This is a genomic window from Sphingobium sp. FW305-3-2-15-F-TSA7 (assembly GCF_058787155.1).
The window spans coordinates 179,666-199,781 of sequence record NZ_JBYSZM010000008.1; the positions used below are offsets into that span (position 1 = coordinate 179,666).

Annotated in this window: 14 protein-coding genes; 9 read left to right on the forward strand and 5 right to left on the reverse strand. The window is 64.2% G+C overall.

The window, feature by feature from the left end:
- Positions 1–20: 20 nt before the first annotated feature.
- The 5 genes from AC3WN8_RS08560 to AC3WN8_RS08580 all read right to left on the reverse strand — a co-directional run bounded on the left by AC3WN8_RS08560 (position 21) and on the right by AC3WN8_RS08580 (position 7,101).
- Complete coding sequence (locus tag AC3WN8_RS08560; protein ID WP_492668980.1) at positions 21–755, reverse strand: alpha/beta fold hydrolase; 735 nt, start codon at positions 753–755, stop codon at positions 21–23.
- Positions 756–757: 2 nt separating this feature from the next.
- Positions 758–1,939: an ABC transporter substrate-binding protein gene (locus AC3WN8_RS08565; protein ID WP_492668981.1), complete on the reverse strand. Its 1,182-nt coding sequence runs from the start codon at positions 1,937–1,939 to the stop codon at positions 758–760.
- 54 nt (positions 1,940–1,993) lie between these two features.
- Complete coding sequence (locus AC3WN8_RS08570) at positions 1,994–3,559, reverse strand: AMP-binding protein (protein WP_492668982.1); 1,566 nt, start codon at positions 3,557–3,559, stop codon at positions 1,994–1,996.
- An 86-nt stretch (positions 3,560–3,645) separates the two neighbouring features.
- On the reverse strand, positions 3,646–5,868 hold the full coding sequence (locus AC3WN8_RS08575; protein WP_492668983.1) for a TonB-dependent receptor: 2,223 nt from the start codon (positions 5,866–5,868) through the stop codon (positions 3,646–3,648).
- A gap of 177 nt (positions 5,869–6,045) precedes the next feature.
- Positions 6,046–7,101, reverse strand: coding sequence for an AraC family transcriptional regulator (locus tag AC3WN8_RS08580; RefSeq protein ID WP_492668984.1), 1,056 nt, complete (start codon positions 7,099–7,101; stop codon positions 6,046–6,048).
- 418 nt (positions 7,102–7,519) lie between these two features.
- Here AC3WN8_RS08580 and AC3WN8_RS08585 point away from each other — a divergent pair, with 418 nt between their 5' ends.
- From AC3WN8_RS08585 to AC3WN8_RS08625, 9 genes are all read left to right on the forward strand, one after another.
- Positions 7,520–9,154, forward strand: a complete 1,635-nt coding sequence (locus AC3WN8_RS08585) for a serine hydrolase domain-containing protein (RefSeq protein ID WP_492668985.1) — start codon at positions 7,520–7,522, stop codon at positions 9,152–9,154.
- Between the two features lie 441 nt (positions 9,155–9,595).
- Positions 9,596–11,938, forward strand: coding sequence for a TonB-dependent receptor (locus AC3WN8_RS08590; protein WP_492668986.1), 2,343 nt, complete (start codon positions 9,596–9,598; stop codon positions 11,936–11,938).
- A gap of 25 nt (positions 11,939–11,963) precedes the next feature.
- Complete coding sequence (locus tag AC3WN8_RS08595; protein ID WP_492668987.1) at positions 11,964–13,241, forward strand: MFS transporter; 1,278 nt, start codon at positions 11,964–11,966, stop codon at positions 13,239–13,241.
- Between the two features lie 126 nt (positions 13,242–13,367).
- On the forward strand, positions 13,368–14,558 hold the full coding sequence (locus AC3WN8_RS08600; protein ID WP_492668988.1) for an amidohydrolase family protein: 1,191 nt from the start codon (positions 13,368–13,370) through the stop codon (positions 14,556–14,558).
- A gap of 121 nt (positions 14,559–14,679) precedes the next feature.
- Entirely contained in the window at positions 14,680–15,624 is a 945-nt protein-coding gene (locus AC3WN8_RS08605; protein WP_492668989.1) for a LysR family transcriptional regulator, read from the forward strand.
- A gap of 177 nt (positions 15,625–15,801) precedes the next feature.
- The gene (locus tag AC3WN8_RS08610) at positions 15,802–16,800 is read left to right on the forward strand and encodes a Rieske 2Fe-2S domain-containing protein (RefSeq protein WP_492668990.1); all 999 of its coding nucleotides are present in this window, start codon (positions 15,802–15,804) and stop codon (positions 16,798–16,800) included.
- 87 nt (positions 16,801–16,887) lie between these two features.
- Positions 16,888–17,694, forward strand: a complete 807-nt coding sequence (locus AC3WN8_RS08615; RefSeq protein ID WP_492668991.1) for an acetoacetate decarboxylase family protein — start codon at positions 16,888–16,890, stop codon at positions 17,692–17,694.
- Positions 17,694–18,560 carry an SDR family NAD(P)-dependent oxidoreductase gene (locus tag AC3WN8_RS08620; RefSeq protein ID WP_492668992.1) on the forward strand — a complete coding sequence of 289 codons (867 nt, stop codon included), beginning with the start codon at positions 17,694–17,696 and terminating at the stop codon, positions 18,558–18,560. Before AC3WN8_RS08615 ends, AC3WN8_RS08620 begins: the two co-directional genes overlap by 1 nt.
- 11 nt (positions 18,561–18,571) lie before the next feature.
- Positions 18,572–19,951, forward strand: a complete 1,380-nt coding sequence (locus tag AC3WN8_RS08625; protein ID WP_492668993.1) for an MFS transporter — start codon at positions 18,572–18,574, stop codon at positions 19,949–19,951.
- Positions 19,952–20,116: the final 165 nt, after the last annotated feature.

The following is a 20,116-nucleotide window of genomic DNA, read 5'->3' on the forward strand; positions in this document are numbered from 1 at the left end:
CATTCTCCGACAATATGAGATCAGACGTTCGACAGCGCGTCCGCAACGGCCGCCGGCGCGTCGAGCATCAGCTCGTGGCCAAAAGGCAGGTCGATCCTGGTCCAGCGATCGTCATGCTCGATCCGTGCATAGGCATCGAAGCCGAGCTGATCATAACCGTCCCATCCCGTCGCCCGGACATAGACCCGGTGCGCGACCTGCTCATGAGCGCCCGTCAGACGAACGGCTTCGCAAAATGTCGCGAATGGCTGCGGCGTCGCGAGCCGATCGACGAGCGGGATATCGGCAGCGTTCGTGTTGAGCATCGAAGAGGGTAGCGGCGGCACCAGGCACCCGCCGGCATCGGCGGTGCCGCGCAGCAGCGCGGCGACGATCTGCGCGTTGCCGTTGAGGTCGAGCACCGACTTGCCGGACTCGGGGATGATGGCATCGAGATAGACCAGCGCGCTTATGCGGTCGGGGATCGCGTCGGCGACGGCGGTGATCAGCATGCCGGCATAGGAATGGCCGACCAGGACGACATCGCGAAGCTCTTCCCAGCGAATGAGATTGACGAGATCGTCGACATGCGTCTGGACGGTGACGGTCATCGCGCCGGCCAGATGCGATCGTTCGCCGAGCCCCGTCAGCGTCGGCGTGAAGACCCGATGCCCCTGGGCGCGCAACAGCCCGGCCACACGGGCATAGCACCAGCCGCCGCGCCACGCGCCATGGACGAGAAGGAAGGTTCGCGCCGCCGTAGCGGAATTGCCCATGGTCATTTCTCCTTTCCTTTGCCGCCCGCCATTTCGCGTGCCGACCAGGCGGTCAGACGAAATTGTCCCGCCACGATTTGCGCGATCGCGACGTCGTCGATCGAAAGCCCCGAATGATCGGCCTCGGTGAAGCGATATCGCCCCTGTGGCGTCTCGACCGAAATCGCTTCCAACGCGTCCCTGATGGCGCGCGGATCGCTGCTTCCGGCCTTGTCGATGGCGACCGCGATCAGCCTCACCGCGACATAACCGTCGAGCGCGAATTGCGAGGGTGCATGTCCGTAGGCCCGCGTGAACGAAGCGACCATGTCGGCGGCCATCGCCTTGACGGGCCCATCCGGCAGGTCCGCCGCGACGGTTGCGATCGGGGCCGCCACAATGATCCCGTCGGCGCGCGGGCCGACCGCGTTCACGAAAGCCGGGCCGGCGACGCCGTGGGGCATCAACAGCGGAAGGCGGCGCGGTGCCTTGGCATAGGCCCGTGCGAAGGCGATCGCCGGCGGACCGGTCAGCCAGCCCATGACCGCTTGCGGGCGGGCGGCGTCGATGCGTGCCATGACCGCCGAAAAATCCGTCGTATCGACATGAACCGACTGCGCCTCGAGCAGTTGGATGCCGTATCGTTCGAGCTTTTCCTTCTGCATCGCCCAGCCGGTCCGGCCGAACAGGCTGTCGGCGTCGTACACGACGGCGATCCGCGTATAGCCCACCGCCTTCATGTAGCGCAGCAGCTGCTCGCCAACGAGCCGGCCGGTCAGCGGCGTGATGAAGACATAGGGGCGAACCGGCCTGATCTGCGCCTCGGCGGCCCCTGTCGATACATAGGGAATCCGTGCTTCCTCCACCCAAGGAATGGTGGCGAGGCTCGCATTGGAAAAGGAGCTGCCGACGACGGCGGCGACATTTTGCGCCTTCAGCCGCGCAAAGGCATCGATCGCACCTTGCGGTTCGGTGCGGTCGTCCTCCAGGCGCAACGCGATCCGCCGCCCACCCAGCACCCCGCCGCGCTCGTTGATCTGCGCAGCGGCAAGAGCGGCACCCTGTTCATTGTCGAGCCCGCCCGGATTGTTGCCCGTGCGCGACACGAGCTGGCCGATGACGACCGGCGATGGCGGCGCCTTTCGGGCCATTGCCGCGCCGGGAAGCAGCAGCGCGCCGGCCATGATCATCAACAATGCCTTCATATGTTTCGACCTTCGCATCGGTGAGTTTGCTTGCTTGCAAGGCGTCAGGGCGGCCTAGTTGACCATTCGGTCCCGCCCCTTCCAATAGCCGGCTCGAATGACCTTCTTGTCCACCTTGCCGACCGATGTGACCGGCAATGTCTCGACGATGTCGACGCTCTTGGGTGTTTGATGCGCGCCCTTGCGCAGCCGCACCATGTCCATGATCGCCCGGCCGTCGATCCGCGCGCCCGGGCGGGCAACCACGACCGCTTTCACGGCCTCGCCCCATTTGTCGTCGGGGACACCGATCACCGCGACCATCGACACCTCCGGTAAGGCCGAGATGACGTCTTCGATTTCCTTTGGATAGACATTGAAACCGCCGGTCACGATCATGTCCTTCTTGCGATCGACGATGTACAGAAATCCCCGTTCGTCCTTCACCGCCAGATCGCCGGTATGCAGCCAGTCCCCGCTAAAGGCCTCCGACGTCTCCTGCGGCATTTTATGATAGCCGCGCATGACGCCGGCTCCGCGGACGCAGATTTCGCCGATCTCGCCGGTCTGAAGCGGTTGATCATGCGCATCGAGGATCTCGACGCGCATGCCGATCACCGCGCGTCCGCATGATCGGAGCAGATCGGGATTGCCGAGCGGATCATGCTCGTCCTTGCGCAGCGTCGTCGCAAAGGACACGCACTCGGTTTGCCCATAGGCCTGCAGGAGCACCGGGCCCAGCATCTCGTGTGCTTCCGCGATGCGGGTCGGCGACATCGGTGAGGATCCGTACATCAGCGTCTCCAGCGCACCCAGGTCGAACCGCTCGGGCTTGCCGCTATCGAGAAGCGCATGGAGCATGGTCGGGACGATGAAGCTCCAGTTCACGCGCTCCGTCTGAACCGCCGACAGCCATTGCTCGGGATCGAAGCCATTTTGCAGGATGACCGTGCCGCCGCGCAGAAGCGTCGGCAATATGGGAAGGATCCCGGCATGCGATATCGGCGCCACCGCAAGGAACCGTGGGTTTTCCGGCAGGCCGAGCGACGTGATGACCGTCTGGACCTGCTGGACCAGGGCGCGGTCCGGAATCTCGACACCCTTCGAACGGCCGGTCGTGCCGCCGGTATAGGCGATCCAATGCACGTCATCGGCGACCAGCTGGCGCCGGCGCAACCGGGGTTCGGCCGCGGCTTCGGACAAGGCGATCAGATCTTCGGCGCCGTCGGACGGCCCCAGCGAGACGATGAGGCGGATCGACGGCACGTGCGCCGCCAGCGCCTGCGCGCGCGCCATATAATCGGGGTGGACGATCAATGTTTCGACGCCCGCATGCCCGCAGATATACGCATAATCGTCGATCGCGCCGAGGGGATGCAGGCCGCTGAAGCGCGCGCCCAACAGATAGATTGCGGCCTGGACCATCCAGACTTCGGGTATGTTGGAACTCAACACCGCGACCGCGCTGCCGGGGACGATGCCCCGTGCCGCCAGTACATGCATGAAGCGGCTGACGCGGCGTGAGGTTTCGCGATAGGTGACTCGCCGGGCACCGAAAACGAAAGCCTCGCGGTCCGGAAAGCGCTCCAGCGCCTCGACGATCAAGTCGGTGTAATTTATGTCACGCGCCAGGCTGGCCAATCTTGCCTCCGTCGGTCAACATGATGAAGATGGTCGGAAAACGGGCGACAGGGGCATTTTCCCGACCTGCCGCCCGCGTCCCGGAATCACCAGCTTTTGGCGAACTGAACCGCAAAGGTGCGCGGCGTACCGGCCAGGCCGGCAGGGACGACACGGTTGCCGGCGATGGTGATCAGATAATTGGTATCGGAAAGATTCTTCCCGATCAGCCTCAGGCTCCAGCCATCCGGGTCGACATAGCCGATCGAGGCATTGATCAGATCATAGGGCTTCTGGCTCATGATCGCCGCGTTCGACGGATCGTAATGGGCCCGACTCTGGCGGTAATATTCCCCACGGATGAAGACCGAGCCATCGCCGACCGGGTGCTCATATTGGGCGCTGCCTGAAATCGACGAATGCGGTGCCGCGGTCAGCCGGTTTCCGGTCGCATCATAGGTCCGCGCGACGGGATCGTAGAGCGGCGACGCGGTGAGATAGGGAATGAGCGCCGAGGGAACCGAGGAGTCGGTAAAGCTCTTGTAGCGGCTGTCGAGCAACGCATAATTCAGCGTGAAACTCAGGCCGGTCACCGGCTTCGCGACCGTTTCGATTTCGATCCCCTTGACCTTGGCGCTGGTGGCATTGCCGATCGCGACGACGCCGGGCGCCAGCAGCGACTGAACCTGCAAATCCTTATAGTCGTAGATGAAGCCAGTGACGTTCAGGCGCAGTCGCCGGTCGAACCAGTCGGTTTTCACGCCGGCCTCATAGCTCCACAGGCTTTCGGGCTCGAAGCTTAGTCCGAGCAGGCCCGTCGCCGCAAAATTGGTGCCGCCGCTCTTGTAGCCGCGCGTGACCGATCCATAGGCAAAGACGTTGGGCAAAGCCTGCCAGTCGAGACCGAATTTCGGCGTCCATGCGTTGAATTTGCGGGTTATGCTCGCAATGAACGGAAATCCCGGCGTCGGCGCCCCCGGCGTGGCCGGGTTCAGCGACACGCGGTCGAGATTCTGGTCGAGATGTTTGCGATCGTCGGTGTAGCGGATGCCCGCCGTCGCGCTCAACGTATCGGTGATATCGAAACTGCCCTGGACGAACAGCGCCTGCGACCGGGCCCGGGCATCGGGAAAGGTGGTCGTGCGATTGGCCCGGTTCGCGGCGGTTCCGACGCTTGGCGGCGTGTTGTTGATCAGCGTGCTCAGCTGATGTTCGCGGAAATAATAGGCACCCATGACCGCCTTGAACCTGTCGGTCGAGATATTGACGTTGAATTCCTGGGTGAACTGCTTGGACAGGTCCGACTGAAAGGCGAAATTGATCGGCTGCTCCGTCCCGTCGGAATCGCCGTCGGCGACATAGAAACTGCGGCGATAGGCCGTGATCGATTTCAGGCTCACGACATCGCTGAGCGCATAGTTGATCTCCGACGAAACGCCCCAGATCCTGGTTGTCATCGTCAGGGGATCGTCGACCGCCATCTTGCGATAATTGCCGACCAGCGACGAGGCCAAAGGCGCAAGCGGCGTCGCGGCGAGAAGCTGGGTATAGGCGCCGCCACGCTCGGTGCCGCGATTCCAGTCGCCGCGCACGATGACCTCCAGCCGATCCGACGGCGTGAAGCGCAACTGGCCGCGCAGGCCGCCGCGATTGGCGTTGCCGAGGCCCTTAACGCCCGGCACGATATTCTTCACATAATCGTCATGGGTGACGTAATTGCCCGAGATGCTCGCCTGGATCCTGCCCGGGACGAGCGGGCCGCTGAAATAGGCCTTGGCCTGCAACAGGCCGTAATTTCCGGCACTCGCCTGGACTTCGCCGCGAAACGCGTCACCGGGTTTGCGCGAGATGATGTTGATGGTGCCGCCGACCGCGTTGCGGCCATAGAGCGTGCCTTGCGGACCGCGGAGCACTTCGATGCGGTCGATATCGACGAAGTCGGCGAACTGGCCAAAGGCGCGCGCGATATAGACGCCGTCGGACTGCACCGTGACGTCGGGGTCGGACCCGTTGAAGACATTGTTGCTGCCGATGCCGCGAATGTAGATCTGCGCACTGGCAGAGGCCTGACCGACATTCAGATTGGGCGTGAAGGCGACCAGATCCTTGACGTTGTCGATCCGCGAGGCCGTCAGCTGATCGGCGGAAAAGACCGAGATGGCAATCGGCGTCTTTTGCGCCTGCGATGCGCCCGTGCGCGTCGCCGTCACCACGATGTCGGCAATCGAATCCGCGGCTTCGCCCGTGTCCGACTGAGCCCATGCGCCACCGCCGGCGAACAGCGCTGGAAGCACGATGGCCGCCGCGCCGAGCTTCGATAATCTACCCAAAATCCCCTCCACATCATTATGCGGATCTTTGTTGGATCAAGATCCTTGAATGCGACATGCAGTCACGGCGGCACCGGATCCGGCGCCTTTGCGAGCGATCGAAATGCCGCCGCTGCATTGGGGGAATGATAGACTTATCGACTTCGCAATCTGTAGCCGGATGACCGTGTTTCTTGACTAAACATCCAGCACCTCGCCTTTTTCGGCGGCCGCGGTCATGCGTCGAAGTGCCCCCGGCGGTGTGCCGCTCCATTTGCGGAATGCGCGGCTGAAGGCCGCTTCGGAGCTGTAGCCCGTCCGATAGGCGATGCTGGCGATCGTGGCGGTGCCATATTGCAGAAGCTCGGTCGCGCGGGCCATGCGCACCGCGGTGACGAACTGGGCCGGCGCCATCCCCATCACCGACTTGAAGCGCTCCGCCAGGGCCGATCGGGACAGGCCCGCCGAACTCGACATCCTTGCCAGCGTCCAGTCACCGCGGGGATCGTTCTGGACCGCGCCGACGATCTTCGAAAGATAGGGATCCTTGAGCCCCCGGTAGAAACCCGGGCGTTCATCGCCCGTTGCGCTCAGCGCTTCCGAAAGCACCTTGACGAGAAGGGCCTCGGCAAGGCGCGTGGCGGTCATCTGACCCGACAGCCCTTCGCCGCCATGCGCGGCGATATGAGTCAGCATCGCGTCGACAAAGGCTTCGTTGCGTTGCGCGAAGCGGGGAAGGTGGATGACCGCCGGCAATCCGTCGAGCAGCGTCGAAGGGGAATCGTGATCGAAAAACATGCGCAGCGCGGTGAAGGCAACCGAGATATTCCGGGAGCTGGCCCGTGGATGGCGGAAAGGCGATACGAACAGAGATTTCCATTTCGCCTCGACCCCGTCGAGACCGCCCAGTTCCTCCCGGAGCAATTCCTCCAGCGGAACCGGCGGGATGCTCGCATCCTTCGCCATCAGGCATCGTCCGGCGGCAGGCAGCAGCAACGCATCGCCCTCACTCAATTCGACGAGCCGGCGGGGTTGAAGCGTACCCCCGACGCAATGGCCTTGCGTCACGACGTAAAGGATGATGCAATCGCTCGGATGGGGAATCGATGCGGCCCAGTTTCCCGAACCGATCGCGATGTTGCTGGCCAGGACGCCGGTCACCCGAATTGTCCGCAAGGTCTGCGCCAGGGGCTCGCCCCGCTGCAGCAGGACGGGGTTGGTTATGACCGGATCGGGTTCTTCATCGGTTTTCATAAACGGCCATTTCGGCCGACCGCGGGGTGCGATCAGCCTTTTGCTCCACGTTCCATTGCCTTTCCCGGAGGGGCAATCAACAGATTGTGCAATTGATCGATTGAAAGGCACGGCTGGAGCATTTTCGAGTTGACCGTTTACAGTCAACGGCTCGGAAAATGCGGCCGCGAAAGACCAGAGCGTTTCCGCTCATCGTGGAAACGCTCTGGTCGTTTGCATTGGACTGGCGGCTGTGACGAAGATGCCCGCCAAAGCGGCCGACGAGATCGGCCGGATCTTCGCGATCGCGCAGCGTCTGCGTCACGATCGCATGAGCCCGGCCATTATATCCGCCGGTTATATCCAACCATGATATCCGCACCTTGCCCGGCCCCGCCCCTTCATGAGACATGTCCGCCACCTCGGAGGGGGAATCTTCATGTTCAAGCGTCTTTTGTCCGCGTCCATCGTCTGTGTCGCCGTGCCCTCGATCGCTGTCGCTGCCGCCACGCCCGATGCGGCGAAACAGGCAAAGGTGGATGCGGTGTTCGCCGAATATGGCGCGGCCTCTCCGGGCTGCACCGTCGGGGTGGAGCAGAATGGCCGCACCTTGCTGACGCGCGGCTATGGCGTTGCCGATCTGGAGGCGAAACGCGCGCTAACACCCACCTCCAGCGTCTATATGGCCTCGGTGTCCAAGCAGGTGACGGCGATGGCCGTGCTGCTGCTGGTGGAGGACGGCAAGCTCGGCCTCGACGATCGGGTGCGTTCGATCCTGCCTGAGTTGCCCGCCTATGCGGACGCGGTAACCGTCCGCCAGCTCCTCACCCACAATAGCGGGCTGCGCGATTTCTTCACGCTGGGCGCGCTCAGCGGCATCCCGGACGACCATGTCTATACCGAAAAGGATCTGATCGACCTGCTCGGCCGGCAGCAGGGGCTGGATTTCGCGCCCGATACCGATCATCTCTACAGCAATAGCGGCTATGTCGCGCTGTCGATGATCGTCCAGCGCGTATCCGGGCAAAGGCTCGACGATTTCGCGCGGGCGCGGATCTTCAAGCCGCTCGGCATGACGCAGACGCGCTTCCAGCATGATCACAACCAGCCTGTGCCCGAAAAGGCCAATGGCTATGTGAAAAGCGCCACCGGCTGGGCGCTTTCCAATTCCAATCTCGACGTGGTCGGCGATGGCGGGCTCTATTCCACCGCCGGCGACATGCTGCGCTGGATCGCGAATATGGACAGCGGCAAGGTCGGCGCGAAATCGGTGGCGCTGATGCGCGTCTCCGCGCGGCTGAAGGACGGCAAGGCGACCGGCTATGGCATGGGGCTTTCGCCCGGCAAATATCGCGGCCTGCCGATCGTCCACCATGGCGGCGCGCTGGGCGGCTATCGCACCATGACCTGGTGGATCCCGAGCGAGAGGCTGGGCATCGTCATTTCGTGCAACAACGGCACGGCCCGGTCCGACGAGCTGGCGGGCAAGGTGGCGAACGTCTTCCTGGAGGGCAAGCTGAAGCCCGCAACCATACTCAATGCCACTGCCCCCGGAGAGGCGGCGCGGCCCTTCGCCGGCACCTATCGCGACGCGACGGGCTCCTATCTCGAACTCGCGCTGAAGGACGGCAAGTTCGTCACGCTCCGCCCCGAACGGCCGCTCGCCCAGCTTTCCCCGGGCACCTTCGCCTTCCCGGCCAATCCCGACGGTGCGCGTCTCGCCTTCGATGCCGATGGCAAGGCGTTCCGGCTGGTTTCCGAGGACGGCCCCGAACGCCGGTTCGAACGGGTGGAGAAGACCGACCTCACCGCCGCCCAGGCCGCCGCCTATGCCGGCGAATATAGCAGCACCGAAGTGCCCATGCCTTTCACGATCCGCCAGGCCGACGGGCTGATGCTGAAGGCCGGCCCCTTGCCCGAATTGAAGCTGGTCCAGACCGCACCGGACCGGTTCTGGGCGCCGGACATGGGGCTGGAACTGGTCTTCACTCGCGATGCGGCGGGGCGGCCCGGCAAATTGCTGCTCAACGCCGGTCGCGCGCGCGACCTCAAATATGCGCGGGTGGGCTCGTAACGCGTAGTTCTGGAGCGATTGGACATTCGATGGAATTATCGAACGTCCAATCGTCGTAAAACAAATGCCTCGGGCAGGCGGGCTGCTTCCATCGGATCACAGCCTGCCCTGGCCATTCTGCCCGACGCATGCACATCAGCCCACTGGGCTCGATCAACTCATAACACTGCCCGTTATGCCGCGCTCGGCTTCAGAGGATTGCCTCGTCTCCTGCGCAGGACCTTTGAAAGCCCTCTGGAAACAGTCTGATCTTGGCCATGACCTTGTTGATGATCGGTGCATCGGCAAGGATGGTCGTACCGTTTTCGAACGCAATTTGCACGCGTTTCGGGAATAACATCATGTTCTGACTGCGAAAATCGCAGCATTTCCGGGGGGAGGGTAATGTCGGCCATCGGCCGGCGCGACATCGATCCCGACCGACGGTCACAAGGAGGGATTATGAATCGTCGCGTTCGATTGATCATGCTGATGAACACCGCCACTGCCATTCTTTGCGCCGGGCCGGCTTTCGCCCAGGCTGAATCCGCCGAAAGCGCCACCCCGATCAACGATGAAATCGTCGTCACCGCCCAGCGCCGCGAGGAAAGGCTGGTCGACGTCCCGATCTCGGTTTCGGCGATCGGCGAGCAGCGGCTCGAAAATGCGGGCGCGTCGACCGTCACCGCCATCGGCACCGTCATTCCCAATATCCAGATCAACGAGACCGTCGGCAATTCGTGGAGCCCGCTGATCTCGATCCGCGGCCTCGCGCCGGCGGGCGATACCAGCCTGGGCCGCGACCAGCCCGTCGGCATCTATATCGACGGCGTTCCCGTCTCGAAATCGACGGGCGCCGCGTTCGACACCGTCGATCTCCAGCGCGTCGAGGTGCTGCGCGGGCCGCAGGGCACGCTGTACGGCAAGAACACGATCGGCGGCGCGATCAATCTCGTCACGCGCAAACCCAGCGGCGAATTCGGCGGCCAGCTCGTGCTCGGGATGGGCGAGGACGGGCTCTACACGCAGAAACTGACGGTGAACGTGCCCACCATCGAAAGCGGGCTCGGCGCGATCAAGATGAAGTTCGGCGTCTCGGGCCGGCAGTTCGGCGGCTTCTTTAAGAATACCGGGCCCGCGCATGGCGATTTCGGCGAACAGGAACAGGTCGCCGCGCGCGCTGACATTTTGTGGGAACCGACGAGCAACCTGTCGATCGGCTATGCCTATGACATCACCGACAGCAAGGGCACCGGCGTCATGCTGGCGATCAGCGCACCGGGCCTGATCTCGCCCACCGGATCGCTGAAGGCGCTCTATCCGCTGATCGCCAATTCGATCCACACCGATCGGCCCGACAGCATCGCGACCGACGCCACCGGGCGCAGCAATTTCAACGTCCGTGGCCACGCCGTGACCGTGGAATATGATGCCGGCGCGACGCCGCTCGGCGAAGTGACGCTGAAATCGATCACCGCCTGGCGCAATCTCAAGACGCGCAGCAACAGCGATTTCGACGGCACCGCATCCGATCTACTGCGCTTCACGCTCGACAATGACTATCGCCAGTTCACCCAGGAATTGCAGGTGATCGGGACGAGCGACGATTTCCGCTACACGCTCGGCGCCTTCTTCATGCGTGACAGCTATGGCGTGTACAATCCGCGCTGGTCGGTGCAACTCGGCGTCAAGAACCGCTACGATCTCAGCGACCGCGGCGCGCACAACAAGTCGATCGCGGGCTATGGCCAGTTCACCTGGAGCCCGTCGGCGCTCGACAATCGGCTGGACGTCACCGCCGGGTTGCGCTGGACCAAGGAGACCAAGCGCGTCCGCAATCTCTTCTTCGCCTACAACACCTACGCCGCCAATCCGGCCAACCCGCTATCGGGGGTGTTCCAGCGCGACGCGAACGGCAATCCGGTCACGCGCAGCGGCGGTCCCGCATCGGGCGTGCTGCCCAGCGGCAACGGACCGGGGCCCTACGACCTGATCCCGCTCGAGAACGAGAAATCCTGGTCGCGGCTGACGCCCGAAGCGAGCATCTCCTTTGCGATCCAGCAGGATTTCAACGTCTATGCGCGCTTCGCGACCGGCTTCAAGAGCGGCGGGTTCAACGATACCGCCGCGAACAATTCGGCATTCAACACGCCCTTCGATCCCGAAAAGCTGACCTCGTTCGAACTCGGCGCCAAGGGCATCTTCGCGGGCGGCAGGCTGAGCCTGAATGCGGCGGTCTATCACAGCATCTACAAGGATTTTCAGGCCGGCGTGTTCGTGCCTGCGCTCATCACCACCAACATCATCAATGCCGGCAAGGCGAGCTATACCGGCTTCGAACTCGAAGGGCAGGTGCGCCCGATCGACAATGTCACGATCAATTTCGGCTATGGCTATGTCCGCGCCAAATACGACGAATTCATCCTGCCCAACGGACAGGACGTGACCGACACCTATGTCGTCCCGCTCGTGCCCAAGCATAATTTCCAGATCGGCGGGCAATGGCGGATTCCGATGGGCGATGTCGACCTGACCCCCAGCCTCAACTATTCGTGGCGCGGCGCGCAGCACAGCAACATCGCACCCGATCCGTTGACCAGGCGCATCGCCTATGGCCTGCTCGACGGACGCGTGACGCTGGGCGGCATCGATCTCGGCCGCGGCACCGAGTTCGAATTCTCGGTCTGGGGTCGCAACCTGACCGACAAGAAATACTGGACCGCCGCGATCAATCTCGGCCTGTTCACCGTCCGCCAATGGGGCGATCCGCGCAGCTTCGGCGCGGAGGCCAGGCTGAGATTCTGATCCGCGCGAAACGCAGGTTCGAACCATGGATCCTATGGCAAAGGACGGGGCGCCGCCCCGCCTGTCGCGCCTTGCCTTCGCCGCGCTGTTCGCGACGACGCTGGCGACCGCGATCGGCAATACCGGGCTGATCTCGGTGATGCCGACGGTCGGCCGCGAGATCGGGATTTCCGATTTCCTGATCGCCGGCATCTTTTCGCTGTCGGCGCTGATGTGGGCGATCTCGTCATCCCATTGGGCGAGCGTATCGGACCGGCGCGGCCGCAAGCCGCTCATTCTGGTCGGCCTGTGCGGTTTCGTCTTCTCGATGATGGGCTGCGGCCTGGTCGTGCTCGCCGGGATCGACCGGATGGCGGCGCCTTTCGCGATCTTCCTCGGCTTTCTCGTGATCCGCGCGAGCTATGGCCTGTTCGGATCGGCGGCGGCGGCGGCATCGCAGGCCTATGTCGCCGACCATAGCGCCGGCGAAGCGCGGGTGCGCGCCATAGCCGCACTGGGCGGTGCGCTCAGCCTCGGCACGATCCTGGGGCCGGCGCTCGCGCCCTTTCTCATCATGCCGCCCGCTGGGCTGGCGGGGCCGATGTTCCTGTTCGGCCTTGGCGGCGTCGCGATCCTGGCGCTGGTTGCGGCCGCGCTGCCGCGCGACGCCGCGCCGCATGCGTCGGACGGGTCCGGCCGCGTCGGTATGACGGGGCGCGAGATCTGGCGCGACGCCAGGGTCCGGCCCTTCCTCATCTATGGTTTCGTGATGAGCTCGGCGCAGGCCGCCAATACCTATACGCTCGGTTTCCTCGTCATCGACCGGCTGGCGCTGCCGCCGATCGCCGCGCAGGGTGCGATCGGCATGGCGATGGTCGCGGGGGCGGTTGCGGGCCTGGTCGCGCAATGGGGCCTGATCGGCGTCGGCGGCATGATGCCGCGCGCATTGCTGCGCTGGGGCGCGGCGCTGGCCCTGGCCGGAAACCTGCTGATCGTCCTGCTGCCGGGCTATCCGGCGCTCGTCGCCGCCTTCGCGCTCGTCAATCTCGGCTATGGCCTGGCGCGGCCGGGATTCACCGCCGGCGCGTCGCTGGTCGCGCCCGATGCGGGGCAAGGCGCGGTGGCGGGGGCGATCTCGTCGATCGCAGGGGCTGCGATCGTCGTCCCGCCGATCGTCGCGGTCGCGCTCTACCAATTGTTTCCCGCCGCGCCCTTCATCGTCCTTGCCGGGCTGATGGCGGCCTTGCTCGTTTATGCCCTGATCACGCCCGCTCTGGCGGAAACCGGTGCCCGGGCACCGTCGATCGTTTCCTGTGAGCGATAGTTTGTGCGCGCTGGTTGCCTTGTGAGGGCGGGGAACGGCGCGGATAATGGCGGCAAGACAATGGATTGAGCGGGCGGGTCGGCCGATGGGGCCGACGCCCGCCGGAATCAGCAGGAGAGTGAGTTCATGGATCGCTATCTCGTCATTTCGTCCGATGGCCATGCCGGGCTGCCGCCGGAGCGCTATCGCGACTATCTGGAGAGCAGATACCATGCCCAGTTCGACGAACGCGTCGCGCGCGAGATCAAGATGCGCGAGGAGCATGAGAAGCTGTTCCTGCTCGACGATTTCAACACCAAATGGCGCGCGCGCGTCGGCGACGGGCTGGAGGGCGCCTGGGATCCGGTGATCCGCAACCGCGTGCTCGATCATGACGGCGTTGCCGCCGAAGTGCTGTTCCCCGACGGCATCACCGAGCGCAACGCGCCGCCCTTCGGCGCGGATGTCGGCCTGCGCCCCTTCGGCGTCGATCCCGAACTGCAATGGGCGGGCGCGCGCGCGCATAATCGCTGGCTCGCCGAATTCTGCCGCGAGGATCCGGTGCGGCGCATCGGCCTGGCGGTCATTCCGGCGCTCTACGATGTCGATGCAAATCTGAAGGAGATACGCTGGGCGCGCGAGGCCGGGCTGAAGGGCGTGTTCCTGCCAGCGATCATGGACGGCTATGCCATGTACAACCACCGGAAATATTATCCGATGTGGGATCTGCTGCAGGAACTGAACATGCCCGTTCATTTCCATTCGGGCGGCGCCCCCGCCTATGACACCAGCCAGCCCGGCTGGATCGGCACCTATCTGTCCGAATATGCCTTCTGGCTGACGCGGCCGATGTGGACGATGATCTTCGGCGGCGTGTTCGAACTCTATCCCAGGCTCAACGTCGCCTTCACCGAGGCCGGGGGCGAATTCTGGTTCCCATGGATGATCGAGCTGATGGATGTGCGTGCGTCGGTGAAGCATACCAGCGGCAAGCTGGGCGACTATAATTCCAACCTGACGATGAAGCCGAGCGAGTATTTCGCGCGCAACATCCATGTCGGCTGCTCGGCCTTGCCGGACGAGGAGACCACCGAATCCTATTACAAGATCGGCATCGACCGGATCATGTGGGGCACCGATTATCCGCACCCCGAAGGCACCTGGCCCGCGACCCTCGACAAGATGATCCTGAGCCTCGGCGGCCTGCCCGAAGCCGATATCCAGAAGATGCTCGCGGGCAATGCGCTCGATGTCTACGACGTCGACAAGGACGGGCTCTGGGCGCTCGCCGCGAAGATCGGCCCGGAAAAGGCGCAGTTCGAAAAGCGTGCCGCCTGAACGCGAACGCCTTCCCGATTTGTCGCGTATCGTGAACAATCGGGGCGGTGCGGGATTTCCATCGTCGACGGACCCGGTTAGCCTCGCCCGCAAGGTCGCGCTCGACGCGGCATATTGGGGGATGCGGCCGGTGACGTGGCGGGGAATCGAGGAGTTTCTGGCGGTCGTCGACAGCGGCAGCTTCACCGCGGGCGCGGAGGCGCTGGGCGTTTCCAAATCCTATGTCAGCAAGATGGTGAGCGAACTTGAGGCACGCGTGAATGCGCAGCTTCTGCTCCGCACGACGCGGCGGTTGTCGCTCACCGCCGCCGGCGACCTGTTCCACCAGCGCTGCCTGGAGATGCGCAGCTCGCTGGTCGATGTCGAACGCCAGATGGCGCAATTCCAGGACCGCCCCGTCGGCCGGCTGCGCGTGGGATTGAGCGATGTCTTCGGCGTCAGCTTCATGTCCTCGATCGTTGCCGATTTCAGCGCCCGGCATCCCGACATTTCGGTCGAGGTCGTCGCCTATCTGCGCGAGAGCGAGCTGGTGCAGGAACAGTTCGACGTCGTCATCCGCTATGGCCGGCTCAACGATTCGAGCCTGAAGGCGCGGCTGTTCGGCTATCTCTCCTATTGCCTGTGCGCCTCGCCCAATTACGTCGCGCGCCATGGCTGGCCCGCCTCGCCGGCGGAGCTGGCCGGCCATGCCTGCCTGGCCGATCTGGGCGGGCATTTCCATTTCTACGACGACGATGCGGCGAACGGCCGGGTCAAGGTTTCGGGGAACTGGAAAAGCAATAGCGGGCTCGCGCTCGCATCCGCCGCACGGCACGGCATCGGCATCGCGCAGATCCCGATCAGCGTGATCCGCGACGACCTCCACGAAGGGCGGCTGGTCGCGCTCGACCAGGAATGGGCCTTTTACGACAAGGAAGTCTGGGCGGTGTTCTCGCCCGGCATGATGCCCGCCGCGACGCGCGCCTTTATCGATCATCTGGCGGTCAGTTTCGAGCATCGCAAGCTGCGCCCCTGGATGCAGCCGGCGATGACTGCGCTCGACACCCATCTGCATCGCAGCCGGTAGGATTGTGCACCACCACGCACAGTGCGTCCGTGCCAGTGCGCTTCCGCAGGAGGCCCAAGCGGCTATGCTGCGATCAGCGCTTCCCGGTAAAGCGGGGACCGGTCTTCCGGGCGGGAAGCGCGCAGGATGAAGAACATACTGGACCGGCGCAAAGCCGGCTGATGGGAGAATAGGATAGTGCTTCAGCGTTTCCCGATGGGCATTCCGTTCGGCTGGTTCTTCGTCAGCTATAGCGACGAGCTTGCTGTGGGCGAGGTGAAGCCGCTCCATTATTTCGGCCGCGACCTCGTCATCTTTCGCGGCGAATCCGGCACGGTCGGCCTGCTCGACGCCTATTGCCCGCATCTGGGTGCGCATATGGGGCATGGCGGCACGGTCGACGGCGACCGGCTGCGCTGCCCGTTCCACAGCTGGGCCTATCGCCCCGACGGCTTCTGCGTCGACATTCCCTATGCAAGGGCGATCCCGCCGATCACCAAGCGCGAGCCGATCGCGCGGCCCTATCCCGTGGTCGAGAAGAATGGCGTCGTCTGGGCCTGGTATCATCCCGACCGGATCGCACCGACTTTCGACGTGATCGAACATGCGCCCTTTTCCGAAAGCGGCTGGAGCACGCCCGTCCGCCGTTTCTGGGCCTTCGCCAGCAATCCGCAGGAGATTGCGGAGAACGGCGTCGACCTCGCCCATTTCGAATATGTCCACAAGATGGAGGCGGTGCCCGAGGGCAAGACCGCCTATGACGGCCATATCCGCCGCAGCGATGCCCAGGGCGAACGCACCGTGTCGCTCCCCGACGGCACGACGAAGATCATCCCGTCGAGCGTCAACACGATCCAGAATGGCGCGGGACAGAAATTCACCCAGCTCAAGGGCGTGGTCACCTTGTCGCTGATGGTGCTGGCGACGCCGGTCGAGGCCGACCAGGTCGAGCTGCGCTTCTGCTTCACTTTCCCCGAGACGCCCGAGGGATCGCCCGAGCACAAGGCGGCGCTCACCGCGATCGCCTATACCTGCGGGCAAAGCGGCGTCGAAGGCGACATTCCGATCTGGCACAACAAGATCCACCGCGCGCATCCGCTGCTGTGCGACGGCGACGGACCGATCCTGCGCTTCCGGCGCTATTTCGAACAATTCTATACCGAGGGTGACACGCCGCGGCAGATGGCCGCGGTCTAGCCGCACTCAAATTGAAACCAGGGTGATCGGCGCGCGGACGGTGGGTTCGCGCGGTCGGAGAGTCATTGCCCGCAAAGGAGAGGTGATATGGTCAAGCTTCGTTACGTTCAGGGGCCGGTCGCGGCGCCGCAATCCGGAGGCCTCAACAACACCGTCCGCACGGTGCGCGCGCTTTACGAGACCGATCCGGAGATCGCCCATGCGCTGTTGCCCCGGCCGCTCGTGCCCGCCGCGCGGCCCGAGATCTTCCTTCAGTTCGCGCATGTCGCGATGCATGTGACGCCGGAGACGACGGTGGAGATCGGCGCGCTGACCCTGGGCGTGATGTGCGATTATGAAGGGACGCGCGGCGGCTATGTCTTCCACATGGCGATGGAGGGCGAAACCGTCGTCACCAGCGGCCGCGAGCGTTTCGGCGAGCCCAAGAAGATCGCCGAAACGACATTCGAAAAGAATGGCGACCATGTCCGCGCCACCTGTTCGCGCCATGGCATCACCTATTTCGAAGTCGACGGCACGATCGGCGCCGATCAGGGCACGCCCGAACCGTTCGAGGAATATTTCTACTGCTATAAGGGGCTGCCCTCGATCGACACGCCCGGCGAATTCGACGGCGACGTCTATCTGACCCGGCTCAACTGGAAGCGGAACTATAGCCGGCGCAACGCCTTTGACGGCGCGATCCGGTTCCATGAATCGGCCTATGATCCGATCGTCGACGTGCCGATCCGGCGGATGCTGAGCCTCGATTATGTCGAGGGGGCGACCAACACCAGCGGGCAGCTGCTGCGCACCGTGCCTGGCGAATGGATCGCGCCCTTCTGGGTGCAGCGCAACGACGTGCTCGCCAATCCCGGCATCGAGATCGTGCTCGCCGACGCGAAGGCCGCCTGATGCGTGATTTTACGGATCGCGTCGCGGTGATCACGGGCGGCGCGAGCGGTGTCGGTCGCGCGCTCGGCGAACAATTGGCACGGGCGGGCGCGAAGGTGGTGCTCGCCGATATCGACCAGGCCCGGCTCGATTCGGTCTCGACCGAAATCGCGGCGGACACCGGCGCCGATGTGACGGGCGTGCGCGTCGACGTGACCAAGGTGGACTCGGTCGACGCGCTTGCGGATGCGGTCTGGACGCGGCACGGTGCGGTCCATCTGCTGTTCAACAATGCGGGGGTCGGGCTGGGTGAGGCGCAGCGCGCAATCTGGTCGCTGCCCGCCAATGACTGGCATTGGGGCTTCGACGTCAATCTGTTCGGCGTCGTCCACGGCATCCGGTCCTTCGTGCCGCGCATGCTGGCGTCGGGCGAGGAAGGCGTGGTGATCAACACGTCCTCGTCGAACGGCGGGCTGCGCTCGCTGCCCAACACGCCGATCTATGCGGCGTCCAAGGCGGCGGTGACCAGCGTCAGCGAAGTGCTCTACCAGCAATTGCTGCGCGAGGGCGATCGCGTGCGCGCGGCGGTGCTCTTTCCCGGGCCGCACGTCGTCAACACCTCGATCCTCGCCTCCAACCGCAATCGTCCCGCCGATTATGGCGATGCCGGCGGCAACAAGCCCGCTTATGAGACGATGGAGGATCTGGTCCGCACCACGGGTCTCAAAATGGCGCTGACCGAACCCGAGGAGGTCGCGTCCTTCGCGCTCGACGGCATCCGTCAGGGTCGTTTCTGGCTGCTTCCCGAAAGTCCGGACGGCGACGGCAAGTTGAGCGAGCGGATATCGGAGCTGCTTGCCAGAACCAATCCCGCTTCGGCCTGGTGAGGGAACGTGTGATGGGGGATGTCGCGACACTGGCCGCCAATGGCGTGCAGGATAGCAAGGCGGCGGACGGCGGCGCCTATCGCTGGTATGTCGTCGGCGTCCTCTCGCTCGCTTATTGCTTCAGCGCGATCGACGCACGCGTGCTCACTTTGCTCGTCGTCCCGATCAAGCAGGATCTGGGCCTCAGCGATTTCCAGATCAGCCTGCTCCAGGGTTTTGCCTTCGCGCTGCTCTACAGCGTCGCCGCGATTCCGATCGGCCGGATGGTCGATACCAGCCGCGCCCGCACCCGCATCATCGTCTGGGGCGTGATCCTGTGGTCGATCATGACGATGGCCTGCGGGCTGGCGCGCAGCTTCGGCCAGCTCTTCGCCGCGCGCATCGGTGTGGGGGTGGGCGAAGCGACGCTCAGCCCCACCGCCTATTCGCTGATCAGCGATTATTTCGATTCGAGGCGGCGCGCGCTCGCGATCAGCTGCTACGCGATCGGCTATCCGATCGGCGGCGGGCTGGCGCTGATCATCGGCGGGGTCCTGCTGCAATATTTCACCGGAACCGGCGGCATCACATTGCCGCTGATCGGCGCGCTGTCGCCGTGGCAGGCGGTGTTCGTCATGGTCGGGCTTCCCGGTGCGATCATCGCGGGCCTGCTGATGACGGTGCGCGAGCCCGAAAGGCGCGAACTGGCAAAGGGTTATGAGGGGCGTACGCTGCCTCTGTCGGGTGTCATCGCCTATCTTCGCCAGCATTGGCAGCTCTACGCCATGCTGATCGGTTCGATCTCGCTGATCGGCATGCTCTCGATCGGCGTGACCCTGTGGTACCCGACCTTCCTGATCCGCACCTACAAGATGTCGGTGACCGATGTCGGCCTGTATTACGGCACGGTGATGCTGATCTGCGGAACGATCGGTACGCTCGGCGGCGGCTGGCTGTCGGGCCGGTTGATGCGCGCGGGGCGGCGCGACGCCAATATGCGGATCGTGCTGATGACCACGATCCTCAAGGCATTGCCGCTGATCCTCGGGCCGCTCATGCCCACCCCGGAGCTCGCACTCGCGCTGATGGCGGTGGGAACGCTGATCGGGCAGGGCGCGCAGGGCGTGATCATCGCGGCGATCCAGGATGTGACGCCCAATCAGCTTCGCGGCCAGGTGATGGCGCTGACCCTGCTCTGCGTGAACATGATCGGCCTGGGCCTGGGCGCGAGCTTCATCGCGGCGATCACCGATTTCGGCTTCGGCGACGAAGCCGCGCTGCGCTACTCGATCTCGCTCGCCGGCGCCGTGCTGCTGCCCTGCATCATCCTGCTCATCGCCATCGGCATGCCCGTCTATCGCCGCGCGCTGGCGCGCATGGCGGCCGAGGACGAGGCTGCGTCCGGCGCCTAGGATATCCCTATCCTGTCATTCCCGCGTGCGCGGGAATCCAGCTTTTCCGTGAAGCGTCAGAAAAGGAAGAAGCTGGATCCCCGCTTTTGCGCATTGCTGTCCGGGATTTGTTTGCCGGAGTTCCACGAGCGCCTCGTAATCTGGAGGAACGTGCCTAAGATGCTG

Coding starts and splice junctions, on each gene's coding strand:
- AC3WN8_RS08600 (WP_492668988.1), top strand. CDS start 13,368: ATGGATCGCTATCTCGTCATTTCGTCCGATGGCCATGCCGGGCTGCCG.
- AC3WN8_RS08590 (WP_492668986.1), top strand. CDS start 9,596: ATGAATCGTCGCGTTCGATTGATCATGCTGATGAACACCGCCACTGCC.
- AC3WN8_RS08580 (WP_492668984.1), bottom strand. CDS start 7,101: ATGAAAACCGATGAAGAACCCGATCCGGTCATAACCAACCCCGTCCTG.
- AC3WN8_RS08585 (WP_492668985.1), top strand. CDS start 7,520: ATGTTCAAGCGTCTTTTGTCCGCGTCCATCGTCTGTGTCGCCGTGCCC.
- AC3WN8_RS08620 (WP_492668992.1), top strand. CDS start 17,694: ATGCGTGATTTTACGGATCGCGTCGCGGTGATCACGGGCGGCGCGAGC.
- AC3WN8_RS08565 (WP_492668981.1), bottom strand. CDS start 1,939: ATGAAGGCATTGTTGATGATCATGGCCGGCGCGCTGCTGCTTCCCGGC.
- AC3WN8_RS08625 (WP_492668993.1), top strand. CDS start 18,572: ATGGGGGATGTCGCGACACTGGCCGCCAATGGCGTGCAGGATAGCAAG.
- AC3WN8_RS08595 (WP_492668987.1), top strand. CDS start 11,964: ATGGATCCTATGGCAAAGGACGGGGCGCCGCCCCGCCTGTCGCGCCTT.
- AC3WN8_RS08615 (WP_492668991.1), top strand. CDS start 16,888: ATGGTCAAGCTTCGTTACGTTCAGGGGCCGGTCGCGGCGCCGCAATCC.
- AC3WN8_RS08605 (WP_492668989.1), top strand. CDS start 14,680: ATGCGGCCGGTGACGTGGCGGGGAATCGAGGAGTTTCTGGCGGTCGTC.
- AC3WN8_RS08560 (WP_492668980.1), bottom strand. CDS start 755: ATGGGCAATTCCGCTACGGCGGCGCGAACCTTCCTTCTCGTCCATGGC.